General features: G+C 72.4%; 17 protein-coding genes. 8 read left to right on the top strand and 9 right to left on the bottom strand.

The features are described from left to right. The first annotated feature begins 33 nt into the window (after positions 1-33). On the top strand, positions 34-702 hold the full coding sequence (locus tag ABUW04_RS10445; RefSeq protein WP_380564237.1) for a Type 1 glutamine amidotransferase-like domain-containing protein: 669 nt from the start codon (positions 34-36) through the stop codon (positions 700-702). A 16-nt stretch (positions 703-718) separates the two neighbouring features. Here the strand turns inward: ABUW04_RS10445 and ABUW04_RS10450 are convergent, their stop codons facing one another. After that, entirely contained in the window at positions 719-1,342 is a 624-nt protein-coding gene (locus ABUW04_RS10450) for a glyoxalase (RefSeq protein ID WP_380564238.1), read from the bottom strand. A gap of 133 nt (positions 1,343-1,475) precedes the next feature. Between ABUW04_RS10450 and ABUW04_RS10455 the strand changes: the two genes are divergently transcribed. From ABUW04_RS10455 to ABUW04_RS10480, 6 genes are all read left to right on the top strand, one after another. Continuing rightward, entirely contained in the window at positions 1,476-2,057 is a 582-nt protein-coding gene (locus ABUW04_RS10455; RefSeq protein ID WP_380564239.1) for a carboxymuconolactone decarboxylase family protein, read from the top strand. Next, a complete protein-coding gene (locus ABUW04_RS10460) occupies positions 2,054-2,923 on the top strand; it encodes an RNA polymerase sigma-70 factor (protein WP_380564240.1) in 870 nt (289 codons plus the stop codon). The genes ABUW04_RS10455 and ABUW04_RS10460 overlap by 4 nt, the downstream gene beginning before the upstream one ends. 186 nt (positions 2,924-3,109) lie before the next feature. Then, the gene (locus ABUW04_RS10465; protein ID WP_380564241.1) at positions 3,110-4,618 is read left to right on the top strand and encodes a sensor histidine kinase; all 1,509 of its coding nucleotides are present in this window, start codon (positions 3,110-3,112) and stop codon (positions 4,616-4,618) included. A gap of 63 nt (positions 4,619-4,681) precedes the next feature. Continuing rightward, positions 4,682-5,314 (top strand): ArsR/SmtB family transcription factor, encoded by a 633-nt coding sequence (locus tag ABUW04_RS10470; protein ID WP_380564242.1) that lies wholly within the window; start codon positions 4,682-4,684, stop codon positions 5,312-5,314. Continuing rightward, a complete protein-coding gene (locus tag ABUW04_RS10475; RefSeq protein WP_380564243.1) occupies positions 5,311-6,048 on the top strand; it encodes an SRPBCC family protein in 738 nt (245 codons plus the stop codon). Before ABUW04_RS10470 ends, ABUW04_RS10475 begins: the two co-directional genes overlap by 4 nt. Before the next feature lie 52 nt (positions 6,049-6,100). After that, a complete protein-coding gene (locus ABUW04_RS10480) occupies positions 6,101-6,673 on the top strand; it encodes a dihydrofolate reductase family protein (protein WP_380564244.1) in 573 nt (190 codons plus the stop codon). Between the two features lie 30 nt (positions 6,674-6,703). Here ABUW04_RS10480 and ABUW04_RS10485 read toward each other — a convergent pair whose 3' ends face one another. Next, positions 6,704-6,937: a hypothetical protein gene (locus ABUW04_RS10485; protein WP_380564245.1), complete on the bottom strand. Its 234-nt coding sequence runs from the start codon at positions 6,935-6,937 to the stop codon at positions 6,704-6,706. A 41-nt stretch (positions 6,938-6,978) separates the two neighbouring features. Between ABUW04_RS10485 and ABUW04_RS10490 the strand changes: the two genes are divergently transcribed. Then, the gene (locus ABUW04_RS10490) at positions 6,979-7,650 is read left to right on the top strand and encodes a class I SAM-dependent methyltransferase (RefSeq protein ID WP_380564246.1); all 672 of its coding nucleotides are present in this window, start codon (positions 6,979-6,981) and stop codon (positions 7,648-7,650) included. 60 nt (positions 7,651-7,710) lie between these two features. Here the strand turns inward: ABUW04_RS10490 and ABUW04_RS10495 are convergent, their stop codons facing one another. The 7 genes from ABUW04_RS10495 to ABUW04_RS10525 all read right to left on the bottom strand — a co-directional run bounded on the left by ABUW04_RS10495 (position 7,711) and on the right by ABUW04_RS10525 (position 17,807). Then, the gene (locus tag ABUW04_RS10495) at positions 7,711-9,351 is read right to left on the bottom strand and encodes a S53 family peptidase (protein WP_380564247.1); all 1,641 of its coding nucleotides are present in this window, start codon (positions 9,349-9,351) and stop codon (positions 7,711-7,713) included. Positions 9,352-9,499: 148 nt separating this feature from the next. Further along, positions 9,500-12,280: a helix-turn-helix transcriptional regulator gene (locus ABUW04_RS10500; RefSeq protein WP_380564248.1), complete on the bottom strand. Its 2,781-nt coding sequence runs from the start codon at positions 12,278-12,280 to the stop codon at positions 9,500-9,502. Between the two features lie 102 nt (positions 12,281-12,382). Further along, a complete protein-coding gene (locus tag ABUW04_RS10505) occupies positions 12,383-12,925 on the bottom strand; it encodes a flavin reductase family protein (protein ID WP_051726240.1) in 543 nt (180 codons plus the stop codon). Between the two features lie 5 nt (positions 12,926-12,930). Beyond that, positions 12,931-14,736: an MDR family MFS transporter gene (locus tag ABUW04_RS10510; protein WP_380564249.1), complete on the bottom strand. Its 1,806-nt coding sequence runs from the start codon at positions 14,734-14,736 to the stop codon at positions 12,931-12,933. Positions 14,737-14,752: 16 nt separating this feature from the next. Continuing rightward, positions 14,753-16,087 (bottom strand): NtaA/DmoA family FMN-dependent monooxygenase, encoded by a 1,335-nt coding sequence (locus ABUW04_RS10515; protein ID WP_030261651.1) that lies wholly within the window; start codon positions 16,085-16,087, stop codon positions 14,753-14,755. Then, a complete protein-coding gene (locus tag ABUW04_RS10520) occupies positions 16,084-16,743 on the bottom strand; it encodes a cysteine hydrolase family protein (protein WP_380564250.1) in 660 nt (219 codons plus the stop codon). Before ABUW04_RS10520 ends, ABUW04_RS10515 begins: the two co-directional genes overlap by 4 nt. Next, a complete protein-coding gene (locus ABUW04_RS10525; protein WP_380564251.1) occupies positions 16,740-17,807 on the bottom strand; it encodes an LLM class flavin-dependent oxidoreductase in 1,068 nt (355 codons plus the stop codon). The genes ABUW04_RS10520 and ABUW04_RS10525 overlap by 4 nt, the downstream gene beginning before the upstream one ends. Between the last annotated feature and the right edge of the window lie 17 nt (positions 17,808-17,824).

The following is a 17,824-nucleotide window of genomic DNA, read 5'->3' on the forward strand; positions in this document are numbered from 1 at the left end:
GCGCGGCTCTCCACGGACAGGAAGGAAGGCCCCATGAAGCTTCTGCTCACCTCCGGCGGCGTCAGCAACCGGACCATCCGTGACGCACTGGTCGACATGCTGGGCAGACCCATCGCCGAGTCGACCGCCCTGTGCATCCCGACCGCGATGTACGGCATGCTGCCCGGGACTGCCGTCATGACGTGGCGACAGATCGCCGGGCAGACCCCCACCCCCTTGGTCGAACTCGGGTGGAAGTCCGTGGGAATGCTGGAGCTGACCGCGCTGCCCAGCATCGACCGGGAGAACTGGATCCCCTTGGTTGAGGAGACCGACGCCCTGCTGGTGTGCGGCGGTGACGTCCTGTATCTGCACCACTGGATGCGCGAGTCCGGCCTGGCGGATCTCTTCCCGTCGCTGAGCGAGACGGTCTATGTGGGGCTGAGCGCCGGCAGCATGGTGATGGCCCCGCACGTCGGGCAGGAGTTCGTCGGCTGGAAGCCCGCCGCGGGCGGCGACAGCGGGCTGGGCCTGGTCGACTTCTCGATCTTCCCGCACCTGGACAATGCGGAGTGCCCGGACAACACCATGGCCGACGCCGAGAGATGGGCCGAGCGGATACCGGTGCCGGGGTACGCGGTCGACGACGACACGGCCATCACCGTGGTGGACGGTGCCGTCGAGGTCGTCTCCGAAGGGCACTGGAAGCTCTTCGACCGCTAGGGTGCTGCCGCCCGGTTCAGCGCGCAGCGGCTTCCCAGATGAATCCGTCCGGGTCGGTGAAGGGCTCGGGGGAGTCAGCGGTGATGGCGAGGCGGTGGGATCCGGTGCCGTCGGGGGCGACGCCGGCGTCCTTGGCCAGGGCGCGGCGGCCGTACAGGGCCAGCTTGACCGGGCTCGACGGGTCGGCGGCGAACTCGACGTACTTGCTGCCGAAGCTCTTGCCCACGGTCAGCCCGTGCTCCACGTAGAAGCGCTTGCTCTCGGACATGGACTCGACCCCCAGCAGCAGCGCGATCTCGTCGAACTCCTTGGTGACCGGGCCCTGGTCCTTCTTGTTCGAGGTGGCGACCTTCCAGATGGTGCCGTCCGGGGCCTGGACGCTGCCGCCGTAGCCCCAGAGGGACTTGGTGACGGGCTTGATGCTGGTGGCGCCGGCGTCGAGGGCGGCGTCGACGAGGGCGTTGACGTTGCCGGGCTGGGACACGATCAGTGACAGCGTGAACCCGCGGAAGCCGGTGCTCGGCGCCTCCGAGGCGCGCAGGCGCAGCACCTGGGGGTCCAGTTCGAAGGCGGCCGCGTAGAACTTCTCGGCGGCGGCGGGGTCGGTGACGTCGATGGTGACGAATTCGATGGAAGTCATGCTGATAACGCTAGGAGAGGTGAGGTGGCCGGTGCTTCTTGATTCCTGACCGGTCCGCCCGGGTGTCACACCGGCGGCTGCGGCGGTGTCTTCATGCAGACACGCACACAGACACAGCACTGAGGAGAACACCATGACACCGCGCATCCCGAAGGCGGAGCTCCCCACCGAGTTGCGGGAGAACCTGATCGAGCAGCTCGGCGCCGTGCCCGAGCCCGTCGAGGTGATGTTCAACCATCCCGCACTGGCCACCGACAACCTGGCGTTCTCGGCCAGGGTGGGCGCCTGGGACGTGGCCGACGCGAGCCTCAAGACGTTCGCGCACATGGCGGTCGCGGCACAGGTCGGCTGCAGCTGGTGCCTGGACATCAACTACTTCGCCGCTCTGAACCAGAACCTGGACCTGGCCAAGGCGAGCCAGGTGCCGCGCTGGCGGGAGTCGGAGGTGTTCACCCCGCTGGAGCGCGACGTGCTGGAGTACGCCGAGGCCATGACGAACACCCCGACGACCGTCACCGACGAGCTGTCGGCGAGCCTGCTGGACCGGCTCGGCCCGGCGGCGCTGGTCGAGCTCACCGTCTTCATCGGCTTCGCCAACCTGTCGACCAGGACCAACACGGCGCACGGAATCACCTCACAGGGCTACTCCGACGCCTGCGAGATCCCGCTGACCGCGCGTCCGGCCGGCAGCTCCCGGGTAGCGTCGACGGCATGAGCGATGATCCTTTCGTCACCCATCGCAGCCTGCTGTTCACGGTCGCCTACGAGATGCTCGGGTCGGCGGCCGATGCCGAGGACGTGCTGCAGGAGTCCTGGCTGCGGTGGGACGGCGTGGACCGCTCGCAGGTGCGCGATCCGCGGGCGTACCTGGTCCGGATCGTCACCCGGCAGGCGCTCAACCGGCTCCGGACGCTGTCCCGCAGCCGCGAGGAGTACGTTGGGGAATGGCTGCCGGAACCCCTGCTGACCAGCCCCGATGTCGCCGAGGACGTCGAACTCGCGGAGAGTGTCTCGATCGCGATGCTGACCGTGCTGGAGACGCTCGGGCCGACCGAGCGGGCGGTCTTCGTGCTCCGCGAGGTCTTCGACCTTCCCTACGGCGAGATCTCCGAGGCCGTCGGGAAGTCCGCGGCCGCGGTGCGGCAGATCGGCCGGCGGGCACGGGAGCACGTGGCCGCCCGCCGGCCCCGGGTGCAGGTGAGCCGGTCGGAGCAGCAGGCCGTGGTGGAGCGGTTCCTGGCGTCGTTGCGCACCGGGCAGTTGCAGGAGCTGATGGAGGTGATGGCTCCGGACGTGGTCCTGATCGCCGACGGCGGCGGGGTCGCGGCCGCCGCTCTGGCTCCGCTGCACGGGGCCGAGCTGGTGGCGAGGGTGCTCGCACGGGCGGACCGGGAGACGGTGGACGTGCTCGAGACCACGACCGTGTGGCTCAACGGCGCACCGGCGGGCCGGTTCGAGATCGACGGGGAGCCGACCGCGGTGAGCCTGGTGGTGGAGGAGGGGCGGGTCACCCGGGTCTACCTGATGCGCAATCCGCGGAAACTGACCCGGCTGGACGAGCCGGCCGAACTGGCCAGGTAGGGCTGGCCGGCTAGGGCTGCCGTTGCTGCGGCGGCAGGGGTGCATTGTCCTCGATGAAATATGTCCCAGCTTTGAGCCTGCTCTCAGCCGGATCTCAGACATCGAATGGATCTTGGCTGGCAGCAGGCGCGGGCGGCCTCGGTCGAGAGCGCCGTTCGGGGGTCTGCACGATCATGGGGGACGGCCATGCCGCATCAGCAGTTGTCCGACACACCGTCAGCAGGCCGGGGATCCGGCGCGATCGGGGACTGGTTCAACCGGGTGTCGCTGCGCGGGCGCCTGGTGCTGCTGACGGCGCTGGCCGTCTCGGTGGCCGTGGTGCTGTGTGCGACGGTGAGCTGGTTCCTGGCCCAGCAGCAGATGATGCAGCAGGTCGACCAGACCTTGAGGCAGTCCGTCGAGCGCGCCGGCAACGACGCGATGGGCAATCTCCCGGCCCTGTGCCGGGAGTCGACCGAAGGCGGACTGGACCGGCCCACCGTGCTCTTCGCCGACGGGAAGGCCTGCGCGCCGGCCGACGGCACCGGGGTGGTGGTCACCCCGGCCGATGTGGCGATAGCCGCCGGCGGGACGTGGGGGCCCGGCGCCTCCAGCCACTTCCGCGAGGGCAGGACCGAGCTCGGCAGCCCGGTCGAGGTCTACGTGGTCAGCGTGCCGGTGGGGCAGCTGCGGATGGCCGTGCTGGTCTCGCAGCCCCTCGAACCCGTGCGCAGCGCGCTGGACCAGCTGATGCTGTTCCTGGTCGGGCTGGCCGTGGTGGTGATCGGCGGCACGGTCTGGGCGGCACGCTGGGCCGCCAGGACGGCGCTGCGTCCGGTGGGCCGTCTCACCGAGGCGGTCGAGCAGATCGCCCGCACCCAGGAGCCCGGCACCACGATCGCGGTGTCCGGCCGGGACGAGATCGCCCGGCTGGGGGAGTCGTTCAACTCCATGAGCAGCGCGCTCGCCAGCTCCCGGGACCGGCAGTCGCAGCTGATCGCCGACGCGGGACACGAACTGCGCACGCCGCTGACCTCGCTGCGCACCAATGTGGATCTGCTGGTGCGCAGCGAGGAGTCGCACCGGGCGCTGCCCGAGCAGACCCGGCTGCGGATGCTGCGCAACATGAAGGCGCAGACGGTCGAGCTGTCCACGCTGATCGGGGACCTGCTGGAGCTGTCCCGGCCGAGCCGCCCCGCGGGTTCGAAGCCGTTGGGGGTGCAGCCGCTGCACGAGATCGTGGCCCGTGCCCTGGACCGGGCCCGGCTGCGCGGCCCCGGGCTGGTCTTCAGCGTCGAACTGCATCCCTGGTTCGTCCGCGCGGACGCGCACGCGATGGAGCGTGCGGTGGTCAACCTGCTGGACAACGCGGTGAAGTTCAGCCCGCCCGGCGGTGCCGTGGAGGTGCGGCTGGGTGCCGGGACCCTGACGGTGCGCGACCACGGCCCGGGCATCCCGGCCGAGGACCTGCCGCATGTCTTCGAGCGGTTCTGGCGCTCGCCCTCGGCCCGGCAGATGCCGGGTTCGGGGCTGGGCCTGGCGATCGTCGCGCAGACCGTCCGCGACGCCGGCGGCGAGGTGTCCCTGGCAGGTGCGGCACCGTCCGCTGACGGAACGACAGGCGGCGCCCTGTGCACCGTCCGGCTGCCCGGGGCTCCGACACCTCCGCCGCCGACACCTCCGCCGGCCGGGCAGTTCACGACATCCGCATCCTGACGGCGACACACCGACAAGTTTTCTTTTCTTGACAATTTTTATCTTCGGGTCGATCCTGGAGTGGTGCTGGACATCGCTGTGATCGAAGAACCCGCTGCGGCCGAGGCGTCCCTGGACCCGATACGGTCGCGGATCCTGGCCGCCCTGGCCGAGCCCGGCTCGGCCGCCATGCTGGCCGTCCGGCTGGCGCTGCCCCGGCAGAAGGTCAACTACCACCTGAAGGAGCTGGAACGGCACGGGCTGGTCGAGCTCGCCGAGGAACGCCGCAAGGGCAATGTCACCGAGCGGGTCTACCGGGCCACCGCGGCCTCCTACGTGATCTCGCCCAGCGCCCTGGCCGCCGTCAGCCCGGACCCCTCCCGCGCCCCGGACCAGCTCTCCGCGCGCTGGCTGCTGGCGGTCGGAGCCAGGCTGGTGCAGGAGGTCGGGATGCTGCTGACCGGCGCCGCCCGGGCCCGGCGGCGGGTCTCCACCTTCGGCATCGACGCCGAGGTCCGCTTCGCCACCGCGGCCGACCGGGCCACCTTCACCGACGAACTGGCCCGGGCCGTGGCAGTCCTGGTCGCCCGCCACCACGATGAGAACACCCCGGGAGGCCGGAGCCACCGCCTGGTCGTCGGCCTCCACCAGATCCCCACCGCCCAGGAGAACCAGATCGTGCAGGAGAACCGAACCGTGCAGGAGGACCCGCGATGACGCACCCCTTCGAGATCGAACAGGAGACGACCCTTCCGGCGACCCCGGAACAGGTCTGGGAGGCGATCGCGACCGGACCGGGGATCGACTCCTGGTTCATGGGCCGCAACGAGATCGAGCCGCGCGAGGGGGGCACCGCCGCCATGGACGTCGGCGGGCAGCGGGAGGAGGCGGTGATCACCGCCTACGATCCCGGCAAGCGCCTCGCCACCCGCACCCCCGCCTCCGGCGACGGCCGCTTCATGGCCTTCGAGTACCTGATCGAAGGACGGGACGGCGGCAGCACCGTGCTCCGCGTCGTCCACAGCGGCATGCTCGGCGACGACTGGCAGGACGAGTACGACGCGCTGCGCCGCGGCTGGCCCTTCCACCTGCACAGCCTGCGCGAGTACCTGGCGCACTTCCCCGGGCGCACGGCCGTGCCCGTGTTCGCCGTCGCACCGTCGGGCGAGCGGTCGGCGCAGCAGACCCGGTCGGCACTGGCCCGCGCGCTGTCGCTGCCGGAGCCGGTCGTCGTCGGAGCCCGGGCGCACGCCGAGATCGCGGACCTGGCGCCGCTGGACGGCGAGGTGGTCTGGGCCGACGACGAGCGCTTCGAGGTCCGCGGCAGCGACGCGATCCTCACCTTCCACCACGGCTCCGGCATGGTGCTGATGTTCCATCACCTGTTCGGACCGGACACCGACGGGGCCGAGGCCGCCTGGCAGCACTGGCTGACCGGCCTCCTCGGCTGACCCCGCACACCGCGAACCACCAACCAGGCACCACACCCCCAAGGAGATCACCATGCGTACCCTGATCAGCTCCGCCTTCGTCTCGCTCGACGGTGTCATGGAGGCCCCGGGCGGCGAGGACGGCTACCGCAATGCCGGATGGACCTTCAAGGACGTCGAGTTCGTCCCCGAGGCGTTCGCCATCAAGGGGCGGGAGCAGGAGGAGTCCACCGCGATCCTGCTGGGCCGGGCCAGCTACCAGGCGTTCAGCCCGGTGTGGCCGGAGATGGCCGAGTTCGGCCACTACCGGACCATGCCGAAGTACGTCGTCTCCACCACCCTGACCGAGGACGGGCTCGTCTCGAACTGGGGCGAGACCACCATCCTGCGCTCGCTCGACGAGGTCGCCGCCCTCAAGGAGACCGACGGAGGCCCGATCATCGTCCACGGCAGCGTCGCCCTCAACCACAGCCTCGCCGACGCCGGCCTGATCGACCGTTACCACCTGCTGGTCTTCCCGCTGCTGCTCGGCGCGGGCAAGCGGCTCTTCCCCGCCACCGACAAGGACACCCAGAAGCTCCAGCTGGTCGAGCACGCCGTGTACCCCAACGGCCTGCAGCTGAACGTCCTCGACGTGGTCCGTTGACCGAGGTGGGCAGCTGTCGCCGGGAAGGTCCTAGCGCGACAGCCGCCTCCGGCGGACGCGGTGGATCAGCGCTGCCAGCAGTTCGCCGGCGACGAGCAGTGCGCCCGCGAGGATGAAGCCGCCGGCGGAGAGCGGGCCGGGGGCGACGGCCTTGCGCATGCTGACGAAGCCGAGGGCGACCGTGGCGGGCACGGCGCAGGGCCCCCACCAGGAGCTGAGCTGGTACGGGCTGCGCCGGCGGGTCAGCAGCCACCCCGTCCCCATCCGGTCGTGCCGGGGGCGCGGCGGTGACGGGAGGTGGTTGCATGGGAGACGTGCCGACGAACGACGACGCTGACCACGCCGACCACACCGCCGACGCCGACCTGTTGCGGCGGTTGGACGACCTCTACACGGTCCGGCCGCCGTGGGAGATCGGGCGCCCGCAGCAGGCGTTCCTCGGCCTTGCCCGGTCCGGATCCATCGCCGGGCGGGTGCTGGACGTCGGCTGCGGCACCGGTGAGCACGTGCTGATGTGCACCGAGATGGGCCTGGACGCCTGCGGCCTGGACCTGGCCGCCACCGCCCTGCGGGCCGCCGAGGACAAGGCGCGCCGACGCGGCTCCAGCGCGCGGTTCCTGCATCACGACGCGCGCAGGCTCGCGGAGTTGGGGGAGGAGCAGTTCGACACCGTGCTCGACTGCGGGCTGTTCCATCTGCTCGATCCGGGCGACCGCGGTGCCTTCGCGGCGGGCCTGCAGACGGTGCTGCGCCCGGGCGGGCGCTACTTCCTGCTGTGCTTCAGCGACCGGGAACCCGGCGAGGCAGGCGAGCGTGGACCGCACCGGCTGACGCGGGAGGACATCACGGCCGCGTTCGCCGACCGGCTGCGGATCGACTCCATCGAGCCGGCCACGATCGAGATCGTCCTGGACCGGGAGGACATCCGGGGCTGGCTCGCCGCGATGACGAAGGTCGGGGAGACCCCGACGCACTGACCGCCCGCCGACGGGGTCGACGGGCGGTCAGGTGGCGGGCCGGGTACGGCCCGGTGTGGGTCAGCCGAGGTTGTCGGTGATGAAGTTGGCACCGTCGTACGAGCCCCAACCGGTCACCTCGTCGTAGCCGGTGCCGGCGCTGTAGGCGCCGTTGCTGCCGCTGGTGACGTCGTGGAAGTCGTTGCTGTAGTTCGAGCCGGTCGCGTCGGTGTAGATGGCCGAGTTGGCGTAGCCCAGGGCCGACCCGCTCGCCGCCGCCGCGTAGTCGTCGTAGATGGCGGTGAAGGCCGCCCAGTTCGGCGCGGCGGCACTGGTGCCGCCGAACTCCTGCCAGGAGCCCGCCTCGTAGATGGCCCAGCCGGTGTTCGGGTCGGCCACCGCGGCCACGTCCGGCACCGTGCGCTTGGAGCCGCTGTTCACCGAGGACTGGAAGGACGGCGTGGCGTAGTAGGAGGAGACGCCGCCGCCGCTGCCGTCCCAGGCGGTCTCGCTGCTCCAGGCGTTGGCCGAGGTCAGCGTGAGCGAGGTGCCGCCGACGCCGGTGACGTAGGGGTCGGCCGCCGGGAAGTCCACCGAGGTGCCGCCGTTGCTGGCGTCGTCCGAGCCGCTGTCACCCGAGGCGGCGTAGACGGACTGGCCCTGGGCGGCGTCCTCCTTGTAGGTGGTGTTGTCGGCGCTGCGGTTGGCGGAGGTCATGGCCGCCTCGTTCTCGCCCCAGCTGATGGAGACGATCGGCGCGGCGGAGGAGGCCAGCGCCGAGTACATGGCCTCGTCGCCGGCCACGGTGTTGGGGGCCTCGTAGACCTTGATCTTGGCGCCGGGGGCGAGGGCCTGGATGACCTCGATGTCGAGCTCGACCTCGTCCTTGCCGGAGCTGTCCGTGGTTCCGCCGCTGACCTTCACGACGGTCGGGGTCGAGGGGCTGAGCCCGAACTGGGTGTCGTAGGCGGTGACGTCCGACTGGGTGAAGGTGGAGAACTCGACCAGCGAGATGGTCTGGCCGGTGCCGTCGTAGCCGCCGCTGACCAGGGAGGTGAGGTCGTAGGCCTTGCGCGCCTGAGTGGGCGTCAGGCCGGAGATGGCGTGCGAGGTGGCGTTCGGGGTGACCTTGCGCTGGGCGAAGTGCGCGTGCTGCGCGTGGTTGTTCAGGCCGGCCACGTCCACGACGTCCGCCGCGAGGGCGGCGGGCAGCTTGGGGTCGCTGTCGTTCGCGTAGAAGCCCTGCTTGGTGGTCTTGTCGGTGTAGTTGACCAGGCTGACGCCGAACGCCTTGCCGACCTGCCGGGCGGTGCCGGAGGCGGTCACCGACAGGTGCCCGCCGGACACCGGGGCGACGGTGAGGCCCTGCGCCTTGAGGTAGCCGGTCACCTGGGCGACGGTGGCGTCGGAGGCGCCGTAGCGGGCCGCGAACTGGGCGACCGTCAGGTAGTGCTTGTAGAGCTTGGAGGTGGGGTCCGCCACCTGCTTGAGGAAGGCGTCCAGGCCCGCCTCGTCGCGCGCGGCCAGGCTCACGGTCACCGATATCCGCTGGGACGGGGCCACCGCGCCGTGGCGCACCGCCTGCTGCACGGCCGGGATCACGTCGCCGTGCACCGCCACGTTCGGGGCCGGGGCGGCCTGGGCCGCGGGGGAGCCGAGAACGGCGAGGACGGGCAGCGGCGCCACGAGGGCGCCGAGGATCTTCAGACGACGAGCGTTCATGGGGGGTGTCCTCCAGCGGAGAGGGTCCTGCTGAGCAGGGATGCGACCCCCAACCTAGGAAGGCATGGTCATGTCACATAAGCGGAGGAAACCCTTGCACCCGATGCCCCCTCCCTTGCTCCCCGCATCCGCACCCTTGTTCCGCCGTTCAGCCGGTCAGCGTCTTGACCAGTTCGGTGCGCGACCGCACCCCTAGCTTCCGGTAGACCCGTGACAGCGAGGCCTCGACGGTCTTCACGCTGACGAAGCACGCCGCGGCTATCTCGCGGTTGGTGGAGCCCGCCGCGGCGAGCGCCGCGATCCGCTGCTCGGGAACGGTGAGCGCGGCCGGCTCAGCGGTACCGCTGCCCGAACGCGGCACCCGGCCCTGCTCGATCCGGCGCAGCCAGGGAAGGGCCCCGGCGGTCCGGCACAGCTCCCACGCCTCGTCGGTGGCCCGTCGCGCCGCGGCGTGCCGTCGTCGGCGGCGCTCCAGGTCGGCCAGGGCGACCAGGGACCGGGCCAGTTCGAGCGGGATCGCCTGCTGCCGCAACCGGTCGATGGACGCCGCCAACAGCTCCTCGGCCTCGGTGAGTTCGCCCAGGGCCAGGCAGCGCAGCGCGGCGGCGCGCTGAAGCCCGGCGAGTACGCCCAGGCGGCCGAGCCGCCGGGCGGTGGCCGAGACCTCGTCGATGAACTCCCCGGCCTCCGCCAGCGATCCCTCGCCGACCAGGGCCTCGGCGAGGTCGGGGTGCCAGCGCCCGATGCCGGGGTCCACGATGCCCATGGACTGCTCGATGGACCGCACCTCGCGCAGCACCGCGGCGGCCGGGCCCGGCTCGTCCGCGAGCAGGTGCACCCGTCCCAGCACGGTGGTGTTCCACAGGTACCAGAAGCGGTCGCCGTCCTGCTGAGCGCTCCGCGCCCCCTCCTCGGCCAGCTCCCGGGCCCGGTCCAGCGAGCCGTTGGTCGCCTCGGCCGCGGCGGCCGCGTACGCCACCGGCCCGTCCAGGCCGTCGATGTCCTGGCTCAGGGCCGCGGCCCGCCGGGCCGCGGCCAGGGCTCCGGCGCAGTCACCGGCACGGTTGCGGATGTCGGTGAGCAGGATCTGCGCCCGCAGCGCGTCCTCGACGCCCACCTGGTCCCCGAAGCGGTCCAGGGTCGCCGTGATCGAGGCCTCGGCCTCGGCGAGGCGGTCCGCGTGCAGATGGAAGATCGCCTCGGTGGAGAGGGTCTCCCACAGCCGCAGGTGGTCCACCCGGTTCGCCCGGGCGACGGCCAGTGCCTGCGCCAGCGTGGTCTCCGCGTCCTGGTCCCCGCCCAGCCGCTGCAGGTAGGCGAGCGAGGTCAGCGCCTCGACCCGGGTCATCACCGCGGCCTCGCCCGCGGCCTCGGCCAGCGCGGCGGCGCGACGCGCCTCCACCGCGGCCTGCCCGACCCGTCCGGCCAGCAGGTCCCGGTCCGAGGCCCAGCAGCGCAGCTGCGCCTCCAGGGCGGGGGATCCGGCGGCCTCGACCAGCCCTTCGGCGATCAGCCGTCCCTCGCCCTCCAGGGCCTGTCCCGCGCACATGAGCAGGACGATCCGGGCCCGGATCCTGGTCGTCGGGTCCTCCTCCTCGTTCAGCACGCCCTGGGCCTCGCGCCGGGCGTCGTCCCACAGCCCGGCGTCGCAGGCGTACTGGGCGCTGGCGATGCGGCGCTGCGCGCGCACCGGGCCGGCGTCGGCGGGGGTGCGGGCCAGCGCCAGGGCCGACAGCTCCGCCGCGGTGGCCGGGGCCCCACGGCGCCGGGCCGCGTCGGCGGCGACGGCCAGGGTCGTCGCCACGCCCTCGTCCCTGGCCGGGTTGGCCAGCGCCAGGTGCCTGGCCCGCTCCACCGGTTCGGTCACGGCGGTGGCGAGCCGGGCGTGCGCGGCCCGGCGGGCCTGCCCGGACGCCTCGGCGTACAGGGCGGATCCGATCAGCGGGTCGTCGAAGCGGATCTGTCCGTTCAGGTCGATCCGCAGCAGCCCCAGCCGTTCGGCGGTCTCCAGGTGCACGGCGACCGATGCGTCCCCGGCGGTCGCCAGCAGGGTGAGGTCGGGGCGGGCCGCCGCACTGGCCAGGACCAGGGCCTGGACCACCTCCTCGGGCACGGTGCGCAGCCGGTCGAGAAGCAGTGCGCGCAGCCGGCCCGGGATGTCGGTCGGGGTCCCGGTCGGGGTCCGGGTCTGGGCCCCGGTCCGGTCGGCGGCGGCCGGCAGCGAGCGCAGCAGCTCCAGCGCGTAGAGCGGGTTCCCCCGGGAGAGCCGGGCGATCTCCCGCACCGTCGCGGCCGGGAGCGGGGCCCCCGCGCTCTGTTCGAGCAGCCGGGTGAGGTCGGCGGAGTTCAGCGGCGGGACCGTCAGCTGCAGGCTCCCGGCCGGGCACAGGCCCGCGTGCGCGGGCGGCTGTCCGTGCGGGACCCGCTCGCTCGCCAGTACCCGCAGGTCGAGACCGGCGGTCCGGCGCGAGACGAACCCCAGGATCTGCGCCGTCGGACCGTCCATCCACTGGATGTCGTCGACCACCAGCCACACCGGGCCCTCGGCGCAGAGCCGGCGCAGCAGGGTGAGCACCGCCAGGTGCACCCCGGCGCCGTCGATCGCCGCCCGGGGGTCGTCACCGCGCAGCAGGACCGCGCGCAGCGCCTCCCGCTGCCCGGCGGGCAGGCCGCCGACGGTCTCGTCGGACACCGGTTCGAGCAGGTCGATCAGGCACATGAACGGCAGCGGGACCTCCGCGGCCGCCGGGGAGCAGCGCAGCACCCGCACGCCCCGGGCGAGCGCCTGCTGCGCCAACTGGTCCAGCAGGTGGGACTTCCCGATCCCGGCCGGGCCGGTCAGCAGCAGGCCGGGAGCCTCCCGCAGGCCGTCCCGGGCGGTGCGGCGGAGCTCGTCCCGGTTCGCGGACCCCAGGTTGTTATCGCTCACACCACGTCCCTCCGCACGGCCGGAATGCTGCTACCGGGCGGTATTGTGACACTTTCAGATGTCGTGCATGAGTCCGCCCGGATTTCGGCTCGTGGCCCGACTTCAACAGCCCTGTGCCACCGTGCCGTTGGGTGCGGATCCGGGAATCGGCTGGAGCACCTTGGGCTGCTTCCGGTGCCACACCAGCGGGTGGCTGCTGTGGTCGTTGCTCATCGCGAGCACCCGCAGCACGACGATCTCGTGGTCGCCGGCCGGATAGCGGTGCTCGACCGCGCACTCCAGCCAGGAGGGGGCGTCGTCCAGGAAGACGGCGCCGGAGGCGGTCCCGGTCGTGCCGATGCCGCGGAGCCGGTCCTGCTTGTTGCGGGAGGCGAGCTGGCGGGTCTTGCCGGCGTGGACCTCGCTGAGCAGCGAGATGCCGAGGACCGGTGCGCCGGACAGCAGCGGCCAGGTGGTCGAGCCGCGCTGGACCGCGAAGGAGACCATCGGCGGCCGGTAGGAGACCCCGACGGTGAAGGAGGAGGCGATCATGATCACCGGCTCGGCCCCGACCAGGGTGGCGATGGCCACGACGCCGGACGGGAAGCCGGAGAACGCGGCCCGCATGTGTTCCGGGTCCGTGGTGAATTCGTGTGCGGAGGCCATGGCGATCAGTCCGTCCGGACGCCGAGGTCGGCGACCTGTCGTAGCCGTCGGTGTGCTTGACGTTGGTGTGCGAGCTGTGTCCGGGCGTCGCGCTCGTCGTTCCGCATCGCGTCGACCAGTTCGTCCGCGTCCGCGAATGTCCGCTGAGTGCGGATCAACTGATGGATCGTCATCTCCACCCGCAGTCCGTAGAGGTCGCCGTCGAAGTCGAGCACATGCGCCTCGACGGTGTGGGCCCGGCCGGCGAAGGTCTGGTTGGAGCCGATCGAGATCAGCGCCGGGCGCGGCACCGGCCAGGACGGGGTGCGCAGGGATCCGAGGTAGACGCCGTCGGCGGGGGAGCGGGCCGGGAGGTCGAGGGCGATGTTGGCGGTCGGGTAGCCGAGGCGGCGCCCGACGCGGGAGCCGGGTACGACCGTGCCGTCCAGTGCCTCGACGGCGTCGCTCCGACCGGCCGGCAGCCGCGCCGAGGCGGCGGCGCCGACCAGTGCCGCAGCGGCCAGCACGGCCAGCGCCGCGGCGTCACCGGTCGCCGCCACCACCACGGCGGTGACCGCGCTGCCCAGCACCGCGCCCAGCTGCTTGACGGCGTTGAAGGCACCGGAGCCGGCGCCCACGGACCCGGCGGGCGCCGCGGTCACCGCCGCGATCGAGAACGGCGACCAGACCGCGGAGTTGGCGACGCCGTAGACCGCGAAGGCGGCCGACAGCGACCAGGGCGGGGCGTGCAGGGCGATCAGCACCGCGGTGGCGCCGGTGGAGGCCACCAGCGCGGCCGAGCCGACCAGCCCCACCGTGCGCAGGCCCGCCGTGTTGTTCAGCCTGGCCGACAGCGGCGCTCCGGCCAGCGCGCCCAGCCCCATCGGCACCAGCGTCAGGGACGCGGCGAAGGCACCCAGGCCCCGGTCGTCCTGGAGGTAGAGCATCAGCGGGACGGGGGCCGAGCCGACGCAGAACGCGGCGGCGGCCGCTCCCCAGGAGGCGGTGACGAAGCCCCGGCTGCGCAGCAGCGCGACCGGCAGCAGGGCGGACTGGCCCGAGCGGCGCTGCAGCCAGGTGACCGCGACGACCAGCAGCACCCCCAGCACCTCGCAGAGCCACCTCGGCACACCGGCGACGGTCGTGCCGGAGGCGCCGGTGCCCTGGATGCCCAGCACCAGGGCCAGCACACCGAGTGCGTTGCCGGCCATCGCCCACAGCGGGGTGCGGCCGGCGCGCCGTTCGGAGGCCGGGAGCCAGGCGAGCGCCGCCACCACACCGACCACGCCGAGCGGCAGGTTGACCGCGAAGATCGACGGCCAGCCCCAGCCGCCGACCAGGAGCCCGCCGAGCAGCGGACCGGCGACGGTGGCCGCGCCGCCGACGGCGCTCCAGATCCCCAGGGCGACCGCCAGCCGCGGCGGCCGGAACAGGGTGCGGATGATGGTCAGGCACTGAGGGGTCATCAGGGCCGCGCCCAGCCCCTGCAGCATCCGCCAGGCGATCAGTGCGCCGATGGTCTGCGCCAGTGCGCACAGCAGCGACGCGACCGTGAACCCGGCCAGGCCGAGGACGTAGACCCGCCAGTGGCCGAAGCGGTCCCCGAGCCGGCCCGCGACCAGCAGCGGGACCGCGTAGGCGAACAGGTAGCCGCTGTTGACCCACAGCGCCGTCGGGACGGTGGTGTGCAGTCCGGAGGTCAGCGCGGGCAGGGCCACCGAGGTGATGGTGCTGTCGAGCAGCAGCATGAAGAACCCCAGGCACAGGGTGCCCAGCGCCAGCCGGCTGCGCAGCTGCTCCCCGACGACTCGCTCGCCGGATGCGCTGCCCACCGATGTGCTGCCCACCTCACACCGCCAGGTTCTCGCGCAGGGTGCGCCCGGGGTAGCGCGGGGCGAGTGCGCCGCGCCGGCGCAGCTCGGGCACCAGCAGTTCGCTGATCTCGGCGAACCCGGACGGCATGGCCAGCGGGGTGGCGAACATGTAGCCGCCGCGCGAGCCGGTCGCGGCGAAGTTCTGCTCCAGGGCGTCGGCGACCGAGGCGGCGTCGCCGACCAGGGTGTGGTCCAGGCCGGTGGCCGCGGCCCAGCCGTGCTCGAAGAACTCGGCCCTGGTCATGGTGGTCTGCGGACCGGACGCGGCGACCAGCGCGCCGACCAGTCCGGCCGGGCTGGCCTGCGCGGCGACGATCTCGTCGCGGAGCTCGCCGAGCCGGAACGAGGCCGGCAGCGTGGAGAAGTCGTAGCCGGCGTTGTGCGACAGATAGGTGCCGACCGCCTCCTCGCTCCAGAACTCCAGCACCGCCTCGCGCCGGGCCCGGGCCTCCGCGGCGGTGCGGCCGACGATCACCTGGGTGGCCCAGAGGATGCCGACCCGGGCGGGGTCGCGTCCTTCCTGGACCAGCGCCTCGTCCAGCAGGGTGCGGTGGCGCTGCTGGCCGGCCAGGTCGGCGCCGAAGCCGAAGATCAGGTCGGCGAAGGACGCCGAGGCGGCGATCCCGCGCGGGGAGTTGCCCGCCTGCACGATCACCGGGTGCGCCTGCGGGCTGGGCACACTGGCCAGCGGGCCCTTGACGGTGAAGAACTTCCCGGCGTGGTCGATCGGATGCACCTTCGCCGGATCGGCGAAACGCCCGGACTCGCGGTCGCGGACGATCGCGTCCGGGGCGACCGAGTCCCACAGCGCCCGGCAGACGCCGATGAACTCCTCCATCCGCTCGTAGCGCAGATCGTGGTCGGGCAGTTGCTGGTAGCCGTAGTTGGCGGCGTCCGCCCCCCGGGTGGAGGCGACCACGTTGAAGGCGATCCGCCCGCCGGTGACGTGGTCCAGGGAGTTGAGCAGGCGCGCCACGTAGAAGGGGTGCATGTAGGTGGAGGAGTAGGTCAGGCCGAAGCCGATGTCCGAGGTGACCGTGGACATCGCCGCGATCACCGGCGACATGTCGTGCCGGGGCCACTGGATGCCCCACTCGACGGCCGGGGCGATGCTGCCGCGCCAGGTGCTGGGCACGCCGGAGCCGTCGCCGAAGAAGAGCATGTCGACGCCGGCCCGCTCGGCGGTCTGCGCCAGCTCCATGTACATCCGCACGTCGGGGAAGTCGCGCCCGATCCAGCTGCCGGCTCGGGCCCAGCGTCCCTCGGTGTGGGTGAAGGACAGGTCGTAGGCCAGGTGCATGCCGCTCATCGGGTGGCCTCCTTCCACAGCGCGACGACCTCGTCGGCGTCGCAGAGCACGGCGGTGTTCAGCCGCAGCTGCACCAGGGCCGCCCGGTGCACGGCGAGGTCGTAGGCGGCGGTGGCGTCCTGGGGGAGCAGCACCGGCCAGTCGTGCTGCAGCGCGTCGACGGCGGTGGCCTGCACGCAGCACTCGCTGGTGAGCCCGGTGACGGTGAGCCAGTTCGCGCCGGTGGCGCGCAGCAGCGCGTCCAGGTCGGTGTCGAAGAAGCCGCTGTAGCCGCGCTTGACCACGCGGGGTTCGCCCTCGGCGGGTCGCACCCGGTACCACTCGGCCCCCGGGGTGCCCAGGACGCAGGGTTCGTCCGGGCCCATGGGGGCGTCGTAGTCGCCCTGGCGCAGCCAGTTACTGGCCCGCCACGGTCTGGCCGGGTCGCTGCCCAGCTCGACCCACACCACCGGCACGCCGAGTTCGCGGGCGGCCCCGACCAGGTCGCCGATGCGGGTGACGGCCGCGTCCAGGGCGGTCAGCGCCTGGTCGGTGAGGCCGTAGCCGCCCAGCAGCAGCGGGTCGGCGAAGTCGCGCTGGACGTCGACGACCACCAGCGCCGGGGTGCGGCCCGGGCCCGAGAGCTGGGCCAGCTGTGCCTGCCGTGGATCCGTCATCGGGCGTCCCCCGCCTGGTCGTGGGCGCGCAGCACGGGCAGCACGGTCTCGCCGAACAGCACCATGTCCTGGTCGTACTCGGGGAAGATCAGCATCAGGCCGTCGAGTTCGGCCTCGTCGACGATGTACTTGATGTGCTCGGTGACCGTGTCGGCGGAGCCTGCGACATAGGGGGTCTGGAAGGCGGCCTCGCCCACGGCGCCCGCCGCCCAGGCCCGTGCCTGGTCCTCGGAGATGCCCCAGGAGGTGTGCATCAGCGCCAGCGCCTCGCGGTCCAGGCCCTCGCTCCACTGCTGGACCTTCTTGGCGGCCAGCTCGTCGGTCTCGTCCTGGACGACGGTCAGCATCGAGTAGGTCCGGCAGACCCGGCCGTTGGCCGCGGCGCGCCGGTGCACGTCGCGGGAGAGCTCCTTCATCTCCTCCAGGGTCTCGCCGGCCAGGAAGGCGCCGTCGGCGTACTTGGCCTGGAAGGCGCGGGCGTCCTCCGACTTGCCGGCGCTGATCAGGGTGGGCCGGGTGGCCGGGTGCGGGCGGGACTGGCAGTCCGTCAGGTCGAACCAGGGGGTGTGCATGGTCACCGAGTCCTCGGTCCACAGCCGCAGCACGGCCTCGGTCCACTGCTCGGTCATCCGGTAGCGGTCGGCGTGCGTCAGTTCCGGGTCCCAGACGCCGAACTGCTCGAACTCGGCCGCGTAGGAGCCGTTGACGATGTTGGCCCCGGCGCGGCCGCCGGAGATGTCCTGCAGGGTGGTGTACATCTTCGCCGCGACGGCGGGGTTGTGCAGGTTGGCGTGCAGGGTCGCCCAGATCTTGACCCGGCTGGTCGCCTCGGCCAGGGCCGACATCAGCGTGATGGACTCCAGGGAGCGGCCCCAGTGGTCGGTGGAGCCGCCGAAGCCGCGCCACTTCGCCATCGACATGACGAAGTCCAGGCCGATGTTCTCGGCGTGCACGGCCGCACGCCGGTTCCAGGTGTAGTCGGCCTCCGGGTGCGGGGCGGTGGTGGAGAGCATCCACCCTCCGTTCCCGATGGGGAGGAAGATGCCGTATTCCTTCGCTGGCACGGTAGCTGGCCTTTCCG

Origin of the sequence: Streptacidiphilus jeojiensis (assembly GCF_042510965.1) — a bacterium.
GTDB classification, from domain to species: domain Bacteria; phylum Actinomycetota; class Actinomycetes; order Streptomycetales; family Streptomycetaceae; genus Streptacidiphilus; species Streptacidiphilus jeojiensis.